At 73.3% G+C, this 14,803-nt stretch carries 10 protein-coding genes; 3 read left to right on the top strand and 7 right to left on the bottom strand.

Going from position 1 to position 14,803, the window contains the following annotated elements:
- The first annotated feature begins 86 nt into the window (after window positions 1-86).
- On the top strand, window positions 87-1,862 hold the full coding sequence (locus WME76_RS30160; RefSeq protein ID WP_437955713.1) for a hypothetical protein: 1,776 nt from the start codon (window positions 87-89) through the stop codon (window positions 1,860-1,862).
- Between the two features lie 480 nt (window positions 1,863-2,342).
- Here WME76_RS30160 and WME76_RS30155 read toward each other — a convergent pair whose 3' ends face one another.
- On the bottom strand, window positions 2,343-3,905 hold the full coding sequence (locus tag WME76_RS30155; protein WP_437955712.1) for a BamA/TamA family outer membrane protein: 1,563 nt from the start codon (window positions 3,903-3,905) through the stop codon (window positions 2,343-2,345).
- 244 nt (window positions 3,906-4,149) lie between these two features.
- Here WME76_RS30155 and WME76_RS30150 point away from each other — a divergent pair, with 244 nt between their 5' ends.
- Window positions 4,150-5,790 (top strand): NTP/NDP exchange transporter, encoded by a 1,641-nt coding sequence (locus WME76_RS30150; protein WP_437955711.1) that lies wholly within the window; start codon window positions 4,150-4,152, stop codon window positions 5,788-5,790.
- A 2-nt stretch (window positions 5,791-5,792) separates the two neighbouring features.
- Here the strand turns inward: WME76_RS30150 and WME76_RS30145 are convergent, their stop codons facing one another.
- The 5 genes from WME76_RS30145 to WME76_RS30125 all read right to left on the bottom strand — a co-directional run bounded on the left by WME76_RS30145 (window position 5,793) and on the right by WME76_RS30125 (window position 11,514).
- Complete coding sequence (locus WME76_RS30145; protein ID WP_437955710.1) at window positions 5,793-7,355, bottom strand: GDSL-type esterase/lipase family protein; 1,563 nt, start codon at window positions 7,353-7,355, stop codon at window positions 5,793-5,795.
- Window positions 7,356-7,407: 52 nt separating this feature from the next.
- Window positions 7,408-8,919 carry an FHA domain-containing protein gene (locus WME76_RS30140; RefSeq protein WP_437955709.1) on the bottom strand — a complete coding sequence of 504 codons (1,512 nt, stop codon included), beginning with the start codon at window positions 8,917-8,919 and terminating at the stop codon, window positions 7,408-7,410.
- 463 nt (window positions 8,920-9,382) lie between these two features.
- Window positions 9,383-10,069 (bottom strand): TIGR00266 family protein, encoded by a 687-nt coding sequence (locus WME76_RS30135; protein WP_437955708.1) that lies wholly within the window; start codon window positions 10,067-10,069, stop codon window positions 9,383-9,385.
- A 28-nt stretch (window positions 10,070-10,097) separates the two neighbouring features.
- Window positions 10,098-10,766: a TIGR00266 family protein gene (locus WME76_RS30130; protein ID WP_437955707.1), complete on the bottom strand. Its 669-nt coding sequence runs from the start codon at window positions 10,764-10,766 to the stop codon at window positions 10,098-10,100.
- A gap of 52 nt (window positions 10,767-10,818) precedes the next feature.
- Window positions 10,819-11,514: a TIGR00266 family protein gene (locus tag WME76_RS30125; protein WP_437955706.1), complete on the bottom strand. Its 696-nt coding sequence runs from the start codon at window positions 11,512-11,514 to the stop codon at window positions 10,819-10,821.
- A gap of 159 nt (window positions 11,515-11,673) precedes the next feature.
- Between WME76_RS30125 and WME76_RS30120 the strand changes: the two genes are divergently transcribed.
- Window positions 11,674-14,265 (top strand): protein kinase domain-containing protein, encoded by a 2,592-nt coding sequence (locus WME76_RS30120; RefSeq protein ID WP_437955705.1) that lies wholly within the window; start codon window positions 11,674-11,676, stop codon window positions 14,263-14,265.
- Window positions 14,266-14,274: 9 nt separating this feature from the next.
- Here the strand turns inward: WME76_RS30120 and WME76_RS30115 are convergent, their stop codons facing one another.
- Window positions 14,275-14,796 carry a hypothetical protein gene (locus tag WME76_RS30115; RefSeq protein WP_437955704.1) on the bottom strand — a complete coding sequence of 174 codons (522 nt, stop codon included), beginning with the start codon at window positions 14,794-14,796 and terminating at the stop codon, window positions 14,275-14,277.
- Between the last annotated feature and the right edge of the window lie 7 nt (window positions 14,797-14,803).

Below are 14,803 nucleotides of genomic sequence, written 5' to 3'. Positions count from 1 at the left end.
CCCCGCCGCGGCGCCCGCGATCCCCGGCGCGCGCCGCCGTCGAAAACCGCCCCGAACGGCGCTCCGTCCAGTACCATCGCGCGCCGATGCTCAAGGCGCTGCTCACCGGCTCGCTCCCGCTGCTCGCCCTGCTCAGCGCGGGCTGCAGCGCCGACGTGCGCCGGTTCCCCCTGCGCGACCCGATCTGGCGCGACGCCGATCTGAACCCCGTCTCGCTGCCCTGCCGGCCCGACCCCGAGGCGCCCAAGGACGACCCGCAGCACCGCCTCTGCACGCCCGAGGAGTACGAGTCCTCGTTCGCGTGGGACGCCGCCGATAACCTCGTGTTCCGGCCGGTGACGCGGTTCTTCGCGGTCGATCCGGGCGGCGAGGCGGTGAACGTCAACAGCGTCGACGAGGTGCCGGACTCGAGCTGGTTCACGAACCGGCTCGGGAAGAAGCCGATGTCCGTCGAGGAGCTCGTGCGCGGGCCGTGCGGCGACAAGACGCTGGACGACGACGCCCCCGACGGCTCCTGGGTCATCGACATGGGCAAGCCGAACGGCGCGAACCCCGGCTTCCGGGTCAAGGTCGAGGGCGTCGGCAAGTTCATGCTCAAGGCCGACCCCGCGGACCAGCCCGAGCGCGCCACCGGCGCGACCGCGATCGCGGCGCGCTTCTACCACGCGGCCGGCTACTGGGCGCCTTGCGACTCGGTGGTCTACCTGAAGCCCTCTGTCCTGAAGCTCTCGCCCGGGCTCACCGTGACCGACAACAGCGGTGTCAGCAGCCCCTTCGACCAGGCCGCGCTCGACGGCGTGCTCGCCAAGGCCGCGAAGCGGGGCGACCGGGTGCGCATGGTCGCCTCGCGCTGGCTGCCGGGCCGCGCCCTCGGCCCGTTCCGGTACGAGGGGACCCGCAAGGACGACCCGAACGACGTCATCCCGCACGAGGACCGGCGCGACCTGCGCGGCGGGCGGCTGCTCGCCGCGTGGCTCAACCACTTCGACTCGCGCGAGCAGAACTCGATGGATGTCTGGCTCGCCGAGGACGAGGACGACAAGGACGCCTCGCCGGGCCACGTGCGCCACTACTACATCGATCTCGGCGACTGCTTCGGCAGCGAGTGGGAGTGGGAGGAGATCTCGAAGCGCCTCGGGCACGCGTACTACTTCGACACCGAGTACGTGCTGCTCGACTTCATCACGCTCGGCATCCCCGAGCGGCCGTGGGACCGGGCGAGGCACGACCCGCAGGGCGACATCTTCGGCTTCTTCAGCGACCGCGACTTCCGGCCGGAGCACTGGCGCGGCGGCTACCCGAACCCGGCGTTCGGGCGGATGACCGAGCTCGACGGCGCGTGGGCCGCCCGGACGCTCGCGCGCTTCACGCCGGAGCTCATCGAGGCGGCGGTGCGGACCGGCGACTTCACCGCGCCGCGGCACACCGCGTTCCTCGTCGACAAGCTCATTCGCCGGAAGCACGCGATCATGGCGCGGTACCTCACGCGCCTGTCGCCTGTCGCCGACGTCGCCGTGGCCTCCCCGGCGGAGCTCTGCGGCGTCGACCTCGCCCGGCGCACGGGCGTCGCGCGCCCGCAGGACCTCCGCTACGAGGCCGCGATGTACGCTGGCGAGTCGCTCTCGCTGCGCGCGCGGCCCGCTGTGCGCCCGTCGCCGGACGGCCGCGTGTGCCTCTCGCTCCCGCACATCGCGGCCGATGGAGGCGCGCCCGACGACGCGCCCTCGCGCTATGCGATCGTCGACGTCCTCAACGGCCAGGCGCCCGGGCCGCTGCGCGCCCACCTCTACGACCTCGGCCCGCGCCGCGGCTACAGGCTCGTCGGCGTCGAGCGCCCCGACGAGGCCGACCCGCCGGGGTGAGCTCGCAGGCGGCGCGCCATCGGCCGTGGGTACCTCTCTCAAGCTGACGCCGGAGTACTGACGGTATTCACCTGCGCGACCAGTCCCACCGGTCCCCCGTCCCCCGTCTCCCCTCTTCCGTCTCCCGTCTCCCGTCTCCCGTCTTCGTCCTGTCGTCTTCGTCCACGTGCTCGTGCGCGTGCGCGTGCGCGTGCTCGTTCTATCCGTTCTCCCGTCACCGCAAGACGTGTAGCGGCATGACCGAGCACGAGCACGAGCACGAGCACGAGCACGCGCACGCGCACGCGCACGAGCACGAAAGAGGGGGACCGAAGATCGGAGACGGAAGACGGAAGACGGAAGACGGGAGACGGGAGACGGAACGGAAGACGCTCTCCTCTGTACCCTCTGTGCCTCTTTGGTTCATTCTCTCTTCACGAACCCCAGCGGACCCTCGTCCGCAGCACCCCCAGCCGCCCTCTCCGCGAGCGCTCCCCCGGCTCAGAACCCGCGGCTGGCGCCGGCCATGAGGCGCAGCTCCTGGAAGCCGGCTCCCTGCTCGAAGGTCTCGGTCCCCGAGCCGATCAGCAGGTCGAACGAGTGGTCGCGCGCGCTGCTCGTGCGCAGGCCGAACGTGAACGACATGCGGAGCAGGTCGAGCTCGAAGTCGCGGAGGTGCTCGCTGAACACGTTGCCCGCGGCGACCTGCACCGAGCCGTCGACGAACGCCCAGATCGGGTAGCGGTACTCGAGCGTGGCCGCGGCCGCGCTCCTGCCGTGGAGGCGCCCCTCGCGGAAACCCCGCATCGGCGCGTCGCCGCCGAGCACCGCGAGCTCGGTGAAGGGGACCTCCGCGACGCCGAGCGGGTCGGCGAAGGCCGCGGAGACCGTGAGGCTCACGACGCGGTCGTGCCCGGTGAGGTCGACGGACCCGCCCAGCGAGCCGCCGTAGCGGACCCACCGGCTCTGCAGCGGTCGCTCCAGGTCGGCGGCGTGCTCGCCGAACAGCTCCAGCCGGACGCCGTTGGCCCGGGCCGGGCGCGGCCGCCGCGAGTCGAGGGCGGCCTGGGCGCCGATCCGGTAGGCCGTGTAGCCCGTGTCGAACGCGGGGGGCAGCGGATAGCGGCCGTTCGCGACCCGCCAGCCGACCGTCGGGTCCTCGCAGCAGACGTCGTCGAACTCGACCGTCTTCGCGCCGGTGTACGCCTCGACGGAGCTGAACGCGTCGAAATCGGCGTGGAGCGTCACGCTGCCCTGGAAGCTCTGGGCGCTGTAGCGGGCCCAGTCGCGCTCCGACGACCTCGGCCCGATCCCCGCGAACAGCCAGTCGGGCCGGGTGTCCGTCTCGCCGCGGAGCTTCACGTACGCGCGCGCGTCGAGCGGGATGCGGTCGGCGACCGTGAGCCTCAGCCAGTCGATGCCGCCGGTCGCCGCGTGGACGCGGAGCTCGTTGCCGGGGAAGAAAAGGTCGTCGTAGAAGAAATAGACCCCGATGCTCGCGCGAAGGTCGAACTCGAGGAACGCCGTCGGGACGATGCCGATGCTGTCGTTCGGCCCGAAGGTGAAGATGTCCTTCAGCTCCTCGATCCACTCGCCCTGCTCCGCCGCGACGGTGAGGTAGCCGAGCGGCCGCCGGACCAGGTACTCGCTGACGAGGTAGGCGGGGAAGAGCACGACGCGCGGCACCCAGAGCAGCACGTCGCCTGCGCTGGTCCCCTCGTCCGCGCGACCATCGTAGTCCGGCGCGGGGCGCCTCGCGCTCGGCGCCTGCGGCGCGGCCGCAGCAGGCCGCGCCGCCGCCGCACGGGGAGCCGCCGGCGGTGCCCCCTGGGCCTGCGCCGGTGGCGCGGCGGCAGGCGCTGGAGGTGCTGGCGCGGGCACCCGCGGGTCGGCGACCCCCGCCTGCGGCGCCGCGCCTCCCGCCTGCGGTGCCTCGTTCCCCGCCTGCGGCATGGCCAGCGCATCGGCGCACACGGACAGCAGCGCACAGCTCGCGAGCGCGGCCGCGCGCCGCCGCCGCACCGTGCCGAGCGCGCGCGTCCAACCCTTCTCTCTCCTGCCCAATCCGCCTCGCCTCTCGCCCGCGAACCCGTCGCGGCGCGGCAGCATAGCGGAGTTCCCGACCCGGACGACGTTTGTCTGTCGCCCCCCGCGCGCGTGTCGCGGCCCTGCCCTGTACGGCGCTTCACAAGCCCTGCGCCGTGAGGGAGGTTGCCGGCCGGGAGCAGGCTCGATAGCCTGCCGCGCTCGGGCATCGGTCCTGTTCCGGTGCCGCCTGATCGGCGGTCTTCCCGGGATGGAGCGGCGCGTGGCGAGCACTGGCGAGAGCGAGACACAATCCCGGGGAGGGCTTCACCGCCTCCTGTCGATCTTCGCCGAGGTGAAGCCGCGCGAGGTGTTCAGCGTCCTCGTCCTGACGCTCAACGTCTTCCTCCTGCTCACCGGCTATTACCTCCTCAAGGTGGTGCGCGAGCCGCTGATCCTGGCGGGCGGCGGGCTCGAGATCGGCGGCCAGAAGCTCGACCTCGACGGCCCCGAGGTGAAGGCCTACGCGGCCGCCGGTCAGGCGCTGCTCCTCGTCGGCGTGGTCCGCGCCTATGGCGCCATGGCCAGGCGCTTCGGGCGCATGCAGCTCACCACCGCGCTCACGCTCTTCTTCGCCGGGAACCTCGTCCTCTTCTACTTCCTCGCGCGGCTCGGCGTCCCCCTCGGGGTGCCCTTCTATCTGTGGGTGGGCTGCTTCAACCTCACCGTGATCGCGCAGTTCTGGTCGTTCGCCAACGACGTCTACGACCCCGAGCAGGGCAAGCGGCTCTTCGCGATCGTCGGTATCGGCAGCTCGCTCGGCGCCATGCTCGGCGCGCAGATCGCGAAGCGCATCTACGTGCCAATCGGCCCCTACAACATGATGCTGGTCGCGGCGGGCGTGCTGCTCGTCTGCCTGTGGCTCACCTACCTCGTCCACCGCGACGACCTCGCGCGCCCCGGCGGCGCCCCGGCCAAGGCCGACGCCCCGCCCGGCGGCGCCTCGGGCGGCTTCAAGATCATCGCGCGCGACCGCTATCTCCTGCTCATCGCCGGCCTGACGCTCGTCCTCAACTGGGTGAACTCGACCGGCGAGTACATCCTCGATCGCACCCTGATCGAGTCCGCCACGAGCGCGCTCGCTCCAGCCGACGCGCCGCGCGACGGCGCGCAGCCGCGCGACGGCGCGCCCGGCGCGTCGGAGCCGGCCTCCCCCGGCGCGGACCCGGCCGCCCCGCTCGCGGCGGGCGCGCCCGTCTACCTCGTCGACCCGCAGGCGTCGCGCCTCCTCGATGGGAAGATCACCGCCGTCAAGGGCGGCGCCTTCGACGTCGAGGCGGGCGGCAAGGTCGTCGAGGGCGCCGAGAAGGGCCTCGTCCACCCGCACACCGAGGAGGGGAAAAAGAAGGCGCTCGGCGCGGTCATCGGGACGTTCAAGGGAGACTTCTTCTACTGGGTGAACACCCTCGGCGTCCTGGTGCAGCTCTTCCTGGTCTCCCGCATCTTCAAGTACCTCGGCGTGCGGTTCGCGCTGTTCATCCTGCCGACCATCGCCCTCCTCGGCTACGCGTCCCTCGCCGTCCTGCCGGCGCTCGCCGTCGTGCGCGTCGCGAAGATCGCCGAGAACAGCACCGATTACTCGATCCAGAACACCGCGCGGCAGGCGCTCTTCCTGCCGGTCGGCCGCGACGCCAAGTACAGCGCCAAGGCGGCCATCGACACCTTCGTCGTTCGCGCGGGCGACGTGCTCGCCGCCATCGGCGTGATCGTCGGTCACCTGCTCGCGCTCTCCACGCGCCACTTCGCGATCATCAACATCGCGCTCGCGCTCGCGTGGCTCGCCGTCGTGGTCGGCATCGCCCGGGAGCACCGGCGGCGCACCGCGGACGACGCGGAGACCCCGGAGGACGCGAAGGCCGCGTAGCCTCAGGGCCGGGGCGCGCTCGCCTTCCAGCCCTCGTAGGCCTCCATCAGGGCGAGGTACAGCCAGCGGCCGATCACCTCGGCCCCCGCGCCCGACGGGTGCGCGAGATCCGCGCCACCGAGACCGCGCTGCACCCAGATCCCCATCGAGCCGGAGCCGCCCATCGCGCCGAACGTGTCGAAGTAGCCGCAGCCCACCTGCGCGGCCACCCGGCGCTGGATCGCCGCGAGCTTCGGGATCACCGGGCGGCTGCGGTAGACCTCGCCCTTCTTGTCGGCGCGGTCCATCGGGCCGACGAGCAGGCACGACGACCCGGGCAGCGCCGCCCGCACCTGGTCGAGCACCGCCTTCATCGTCGACTCGACCTGATCGAGCGGGAACAGCTCGCCGTCCTCGCTCTCGTTCATGCCGTACTGGAACACCGTCAGCGACGGGCTCCGCGCGCGGAGCTGCTCGGCGAAATGGGCGTCGTCGCTCTTGTCGAGGAAGCGGATGCGGCAGCCCTGGATGCCGATCGCGTCGAGCACCACCCCCGGCGTATCCCGCTCCATCCACACGCCGAACGCGCGCACCCCCGGGCCGTGCGCGCGCACCTCGAGCGCGTGCGGGCCGTCGGGGACCTCGTAGGTCGCGATCGCCGAGGCGGCCTGGTCGGCCCGCGTGTCGATCATCTCGCGCGTCTCGCCGTCGATCTTGACCTCCATCCGCCCGCCCTCGGGGTGCTTCAGGTAGTCGACGGCGAACCGCGACACAGCGCGCCCGTAGGTCCCCGTCTCCGCGGTGGCGAAGCGCGAGAACACCCCCGCGCCCTGCGAGCGGAACGACACGCCGCCGAGCCCGTAGAGCCCGTCCTTCGCGAACGGGCCCACCACGCGGCTCACCTGCCAGCCGGGGCCGGCGAAGCGGACCACGTCGTTGTGGAAATATCCCGGCCAGGCGTTGGCCATCAGCATGAACCCGTGGCCCGCGTCGCCGAACCGCTTCTGCAGCTTGCGCCGCAGCGTCGCCGTCACGAAGTCGCTCGCCACGATCGAGTCGCCGAAGTAGGTGACGCGCGCGATCGACCCCGGCGCCTTGCGCTCCACCGCGGCGAGCGCGCGGAAGAACGGCGTCATCGCCTCGCCGCCCGGGTCCTCGATCGGGCGCGGCGGCTTGCCCTCCAGGGCGACCGCGGCGGGCATCAGCTCGACGGCCGCGGCCGGGAGCGCGACCTCCTCGGGCTGGCGCAGCTCGGCCTGCTCGGTGGTCTCCATCGCGAGCGTCGTCTCCCCGATCGACGCCGTCGGCGCCGGCGCCGGGACCACGACGAGCCCCTTGCCCTCGGGCAGCGGCGTGAGCAGCCGCAGCCGCCACAGGTCCGGGTGCGCGTAGGGCACCAGCACGAACAGCGCGAGCGTCGCCAGCGCCAGGGCCGCGGGCGAGGCGAGCCCGTTCCGCGGCGGCGAGGTCGCCGGCGCGTCGTTGTCCGAGGGATCGTGAGCCGGAGGCCCGTGGGCGGGCGCCTCGTGGGCGCTTGCCTCGTGCGCGGGCGGCTCGGGTGCGCTGGTGCTGCGGGAGGATGTCATCGACGCGCGGACGGGACGGAGGAGAGAAGCGCTCGGCGGTACGAGGCCCCGCTCAGGGGACGCGCTTCTCCAGCTTGTCCAGGGCCGCGGTCGCCTTGTCGCGGCAGCTCGCGTCGCCCTGGTGGATGCAGATCGCGCGCAGCAGCTTGATCTCGCTGGCCGACGCGCGCCCGCTCCAGACCTTCGGCTCGAGCGCCCTGCGCTGCGCCGGGTACGTGCTCGAGTCGAGCGGGGAGCCGCCCTGCGGCGCGCCCGACTCCGCCCCCTTCGGCGCCGAGGCCGACGCCGAGGGCGCGGGCGCCGGCGCGTGCGGCGACGGCCAGTACGACGGCGAGCCGCCGTTCGGCGCGGGCTCCGGCTCGGGCGGCGCGTCGGGGTCCACCTGCCGCCGCAGCTCGGCCACCTTCTCGCGCAGCGACGCCGGGACGCTCGTCGTCTTGGCGATCTCGTTCAGCAGCCTGAGCTTGTCGGCCTTCGTCCCGGCCTGCTCGACCTGCTGGAACATCTTCTCCGCCCAGCGCTCCTCGATCTGCTTCTCGACATCCTTGAAGCGCTGCGTCTCCCGGACCGGCGACGTGTCGGCGATCTCCTGCAGCTTCCGGTGCGCGGCCTCGACGTCCCCCGCCTGGAACCGCTCCAGCACGGCGTCGAGGAGCTGCGCGTCGCTGCCCCCCAGCTCCGGCGCGGTCGACGGCGCCTCCGGCTGGGGCACCGGCCCGTTCGAGCGGGCCCGGGTGACCGCGACCACCGCGATCGCGAGGATCACGGCGACGGCGAGCAGGATCCCCATCGCCTTGGTCGCCCCGCCCGTCGAGCGCGACGACTGCACGGCGGGCGCCACGCTCCCGTACGACCCCGGCGCGGCGCCCGCGCCGGGCGAGCCGTCCGGTCCGGCACGAAAAATCTTGCCAGCGGCGACGAAGCGGAGGCGCACGTCGCCGAGCTCGAGCGCGTCGCCCGCCTCGAGCAAGCCTCGCTTGAGCTCGACGCCGTTGATGCGCACGCCGTTCGCGCTCTGCTTGTCGACGACCTCGTAGCGGCCGCTGCCGAGGCTGATGAGCTCCGCGTGCAGGCGGCTCACGGAGCTGTGGTTGATCGAGATCGTCGCGTCCTCGGACCGCCCGACGGTGAAGCGCTCGCCGTCGAGCGGGAACTCCGCGCCCGGGGTCGGGCCGACGACCATGACGAGCCGGTTGGGGCGGGTGTGGAGCGGCAGGTGCGCCGTGCTGCGGCTGCCCGGCGGCGGCGTGGGGCTCGTCACGGCGGACGAGAGCGCCTCATCGACGATCTCGATGCGGTAGTCGCCGAGCTGCACGAGATCGCCGTGGCGCAGGTGCTGCTCGCCGGTGACGCGCGCGCCGTTGACGTACGTACCGTTGTAGCTGTCGAGATCCCGGATGACCCAGCCCTGGCCGTTCTTGGCCAGCGTCGCGTGACGGCGCGAGACGTTGCGATCGGTCAGCCGGATCGAGTTCGACTCTCCGCGCCCGAGCGCATACTCCTCATGGGCGAGGGGGAGCCCCGTCTGTTTCCCCTCGTCATCCTCGATCGTCAGCTTCCACATAGCGGGTTCGGGGCATTCAGGCGAAGCCAGGCTCGCTCCGCGAGCCCCCGTGGATCCATGGCACCCACCGCTCGCCGCACGAGCCTCCTCAGCGAGGCGGGACTACTTTAGCGAGTCCGCCTCCGGGAAGGCAACGACGGCGCGCCAGCCTCTGCCGGGCGGCCGGGACCAAGCCGTATCCATCGGCCAGCGCCGGACGGCGCGCGGGCGCGCCCGGCCCGGCATGGCCCGGCGGTCCGCCTGCCCGCGCCCGCGCGATCCGCGGACCGCCGAGCCATCCGCGCGGCCCGCAGCGCGCCGGCGGGGCGGGGCGCGCCGCGGCGGAGCGTCCGCGCCCGGCCGGCCGGGCGCGGACGTCCTGCCTTGCCCGAGGCCGCGGCCGCGCCCGTGCGCAGCCGCCGCCGAGCGCCCGGGGCCCCGAGGCATTCCGCCCTGGACCGCGGGCTTCTCGTCGCGCAGCGGCTCAATGGCCGCCGCCCACGGGCCGGAACGGGTGGAGGAACGCGGAGAGCGCCCCCGGGTTCCGGGTCTGCAGCCAGAGCCTGCCGTGCCCCTGGAACTCGCAGACGAGCCCCTCGCCCGACAGGAACAGGCCCTTCAGGCCGGCCAGCTTGCGCACCTGGTACCGCAGGCCCTCGGTGAACGCGAGCAGGTGTGTGTTGTCGCAGATATATCCCTCGTGCTCTCGGCCGACGTCGATCGTGTGGATACCGCCGTAGCTCGAGAACCAGATCAGCCCCTCTCCGTAGGCCCGGAGCAGCGACAGGCCGCCCGCGAAGAAGCCCTTCGCCCCCTGCCACTTCGTGTCGAGCGTGATGCCCGGCGTGGAGGCGAGATAGGCGCCCGACTGGAGGAATACCTCCATCCCCGAGCGCAGGATGATGCGCTCGATCGACCCCTCGGGGGCGGGGGCGAGCCGCATCGACTGCATGGGCGCCGTGGCCGTGAAGGTGTTCTGGAAGAGGCTCTCTCCGGCGGTCAACCTGCGTTTGAGCGCGCTGGCGAGCCCGCCCTGCAGGCTCGTCGTCATGTCGATGGCCGGGTCGCGCGCCACCATCGCGCCGCTCTCGGCGATGATCTGCTCGCCGGCGTGCTCGAACGTCACGTGGAGCACGCCGAAGTCGGGGTTGTCTCGGATGTCGTCGCGCACGTGGTCTCCGCCCGTCTCCCCTGTGCCTTCAAGGCTGCCGCGGGGCGAGCCGCGCGCCGATCGCCGCGCCGTACCGGCCGGCGTTGCGCGACTGGACCCACAGGCTGCCGTGCCCCTCGACGTGGCAGACGAGCCCCTCGCCCGAGAGCCACGTGCCGAGCCACGTCGACGTGTTCTTGCCGATCCGGCACGAGAGCGTCGACTCCCACGCTGCGAGGTGGCCCGTGTCGACGATGACGTGGCCTCTCACCGGGACCTCCTCGAGCGCGCCGAAGGCGCCGATGATCATCTGACCTTGCCCCGCCGTCTCCAGCGCGAAGAGCCCCGCCCCCGAGAAGAACCCCCGCAGCCCGCCCGAGCGCGTCTTCACCTCGACGTCGGGGCTCGACGCGACATAGGCGCTGCTCTGGACGCACCATTGCCTGTCGCCGACCTCGAGGACGGCCATGTCCCCGGAGAGCGGCGTCGCGAACAGCACCTCTCCGGGCGCGCCCTCCGCCGTGAACGTGTTCCGGTAGAACGACTCTCCGGCCAGCATCCGCTTGAGGCCCGACATGATGCCGCCCGACTGCGTCTCGACGTGCACGTGGGTCGACATGCCCACGAGCGCGCCGCTCTCGGCGATCACGCGCTCGCCCGGGGCGAGCCGGCACTGCGCGAGGGCCTGGGAGGGGCGGTAGAGGAGATTCACCTGCATCGGACGCCTGTCGATCTGCCTGTCTTCCTTCGTCGCGCGCTCGCTCGCTCGCTCAGGGCGGGAGCAGCGGCGCGAGCCAGCCCACGAGCGCGCCGGCGCTGCGCGACTGGATCAGCACGCGGCCGCGGCCGGTGAGCTCGCAGACGACGCCCTCCCCGGAGAGCACGAGGCCCATGAGCCCACCGCCAGGGCTCCTGATCTTGAGCGCGAGCGACGCGTCGAACCCGACGAGGTGCCCGCCGTCCACCACGAGCGACCCGTCGCACGGGAGCTCCTCGATCGCGCCGTAGCTCGTGATCCAGAGATCGCCGACGCCGGAGGCCTCGATGAAGAAGATGCCCTCGCGCGCGAGCACGCCGCGCAGCCCACCCCAGCGCACCTTGACGTCGATGTCGCCCGCGCTCGCGAGGTAGGAGCCCGTGCTGAAGAGCATCGTCTCGCCCCGGAGGGCGACGTGCTTGACCCGGCCGCTGAGCGGCGGGGCGAGCCACACCCACCCGCCCTCCGGCGCCTCGATCCGGTTCACGAAGAACGTCTCGCCGCCCGCGAACTTCCGGAGCAGCGCGATGAAGAGCGCCTTGAGCCGCCCGAAGAGCCCGGCCCCGCGCCCGGCGTTGAGCCGCACCTCGGTCCGCAGGCTCGGTGAGCGCGCGACCATCGCCCCCGCCTCCGCCGTCAACGCCTCGCCGGGGTCGAGGTGAACCTCCAGCAGCGCGGACGACGGCTCATGCTTGGTGCGATGCTGCATTCGTCCACCCGCGGGGCACGTACATATAACGGACCGACGCCGGGAGCGAAAGCAGGAAGAAGGTGTGTCGAGGTGAGCAGCCCGCGCCGAATCCAGTGTTTTCTGTCCAGCGTCTCGCTCGCGCTGACTTCCAGCCTCCGGCGTGGCTAGACTGAGCGCGTGAGCGACAGGCGATTGACGGCCTCCGAGCCGGCGCCACGCGCGGAGCCGCGCAGCGAGCAGGGGCACGGATCCGGCTTCGTCTCCGCGCCGCAGCGCATCGCCGGGCGCTACGAGATCCTCAGCCTGCTCGGCACCGGCGGCATGGGCAGCGTGTACCGCGTCCGCGACGTGGAGCTCGACGAGGTGGTCGCCCTCAAGATGCTGCGGCGTGATCTCGCCGACTCCGCCGGGATGATCGATCGCTTCCGCCAGGAGGTGAAGCTCGCGCGCCGCGTGACGCACAGGAACGTCGCCCGGACGTTCGATTTCGGCGACCACGACGGCGAGAAGTTCCTCACGATGGAGTGCGTCGAGGGCGAGTCGCTGCACAGCGTCCTCGGGCGGACGGGCCCCATGCCGGCGCAGCAGGTCATCGGCATCGGCTGCGCGCTCTGCGACGGGCTCGGCGCGGCGCACGCGGCGGGCATCGTGCACCGCGACCTCAAGCCCGAGAACGTGCTCCTCGACCGGGGCGGGCGGGTCGTCATCACCGACTTCGGCATCGCCCGCGCTTCGTCCGGGCCGAGCGCCGGCGAGTCGTCGGGCTTCGTCCTCGGCTCGCCCGCGTACATGTCGCCGGAGCAGCTCACGGGCGAGCCCGACATCGACGCCCGCACCGACATCTACGCGCTCGGCATGATCCTCTTCGAGTGCCTGACCCACCGGCGCGCCTGGCCGGGCGCCGGCGCGATCGCGGCCGCCATGTCCAGGCTGAGGTCCCCGCCGCCCGACCCGCGCGCCGTCCGTCCGGACGTGCCCCCCGCGGTGGCGGACGTCGTCCTGAAGTGCATGGCGATGCGGCGGGAGGAGCGCTACGCGAGCGCCGCCGAGGCGCACCGCGCGCTCCTGCTCGCGCGCTCGCGGGTGTCGATCGCCCCGCAGCCGGCCCAGTCGCTCGTCTCGGCCATCGCCGCCGCGTCCGCGGCCACGGGCGTGCCGACGGCGCCGCAGCCGATCGAGCAGAGCCCGACCCGGGTCGCCGCGGCGCCCGAGGCGGTCACCGCGGCGCAGCAGCGGCTCATGTCGCCCACGCTGGCGGCGCCCATGCCCACGCCGGCGCCGACGCCGTCGTCCCACCCGACGCCCGCGCTGAAGACGGTCGCCGTGCTCCCGTTCCGCAACGTGGGCGCGCCCGACGACGAGTACCTCGCCGACGGCTTCACCGAGGACCTCACCGACACGCTCTCGATGACCGCCGGCCTCAAGGTGCGGCCGCGCGCCGCGGTGGCGCGGGTGCGGCTCGAGGGCCGCGACCCCCGGGACGTCGGCCGCGAGCTCGGCGTGCAGGTCGTCGTCGAGGGGTCGATCCGCCGCAGCGGCGGCGGCCACGCCCAGGACGGGCCGCGCTCGCAGACGGCCGCGCCGTACTCGCGGCCGGGGTCGCGCCTCCCGTTCGGCGGCGTGCGCGTGACCGTGCGCGTCATCAGCGTCGAGGACGGGTTCCAGCTCTGGGCGAAGCGGTTCGACAGCTCGCCCGAGGCGCTGCTCGCGGTGAGCGACGACGCGGCCAGCGCCATCGCGGGCGCGCTCACGGTCGACGTCGCCAGCCGCGACCGCGAGGCGCCGAGCGACCCGCGCGCCATCGACCTCTACCTGCGCGCGCGCCACCAGCTGCGGCACCTCTGGTACGGCGACGCCGCGCCGGCGGTGGCGCTCTTCGAGGAGGCGCTGTCGTTCTCGCCGAACGACCCGAACATCCTGTCCGGCTACGCGATCGCCTCGGCGCGGCTGATGGCGGCGCGGGGCGACGGCAGGGCGCAGCTCTCGAAGGCGCAGCAGGCCGCCGAGCGGGCGATCGCGCTCGCGCCCTCGCTCGGCGAGCCGTGGGTCGCCCTCGCGACGGTCCGCTTCAGCGCGTGCGACCCGGTCGCCGCCGTGCCGGCGCTGCGCAAGGCGCTCCAGTGCGCGCCGAGCCTGGCCAAGGCGCACGAGCTGCTCGGCCGCATCCTGCTCGAGGCGGGGCTCGTCGAGGAGGCGGTCTTCCGGCTCGACACCGCGCTGTCGCTCGATCCGGCCGAGCTGTTCCCGCGGTGGGAGCTCGCGCGCGGCCGCGCGCTGCTCGGCGACTGGTCGGGGGCCGGCGCGCTGCTCGACCTGCCGGCCGACGACCCGTCGAGCCGCTTCCACAAGGCGGTGATGCGCGCCCGGTTCGGGCTGTGGCGCGCCCGGCCGTTCCCGATCGACGACCTGCCGCTCGCGACCGAGACCATCCCGATCCAGTACGCGCGCATCTACCGCGACGTGCTCGCGACGTCGCGGCTGTCGGACGAGCAGCGGGCGTTCCTGCGATCGAAGGCGGACAGCACCGAGCCGGGCAGCCGCCTGCGCCCGCTCTTCCTGCAGATGTACGCCGAGATCCTCGCCTACCTCGGCGAGGACGAGGCGCTCTTCCAGGCGCTCGCCGGCGCGGTGGAGGCGGGGCTCTTCGACGCCCTCTGGATGCAGCGCTGCGCGGTCCTCGAGCGCGCCCGGTCCGACGCGCGCTTCGCCCCGCTGCGCGCGCGGGTCGAGGAGCGCGCCGCGGCGATCGTCGCCGCGCTCAAGGCCTGAGCTCGGCGCTCAGCCCCTGCGCGCGCTCTTGGCCGCCCTGGACACGGCGGGCATGAGCACGTCGCCCTCCACGTGGCCGGAGACGTCCAGGATGGTGCGCCCCTCCGCGTCGCGCCCCGGGCGCTCGCGCGTGTAGCGCTCCGTGGGGGCGGCGAGCACGACGCCGAGCTCGCGCGCCGCGCCCGTGAGCTCGGCCGCGAGCGCCTCCTCGACGATGCGGGCGCGCTCGGCGCTCGGCGTGCCGGGGGGGATGGCGACGGCCACCGAGCCCGAGACGACCCCGCCCTGCGCGAGGAGCCCGTGCGGCGAGCCGGTCTTCTGCGCGAGCTTGAGCGCCACGCGCGCCGCCTCCAGGCGCTCGCGCGCGGCGGCGAGCGACGCCGCGCCGCGGCGGAGGACCTCGTGCGCGTCCTGCGACGGATCGCCGCGGTACTCCTCGGCCACCAGAGCGTTCTCTTCCCGGATCCGCGTGACCTCGGCCTCGGCGGCCGCGACGTCGGCCTCGTACTGCGACAGATCGATGGAGCTCATGGAGTTG

The organism is Sorangium sp. So ce119 (genome assembly GCF_051524405.1).
GTDB lineage: Bacteria > Myxococcota_A > Polyangia > Polyangiales > Polyangiaceae > Sorangium > Sorangium cellulosum_G.
This window is presented reverse-complemented; position numbering and strand designations above follow the sequence as displayed.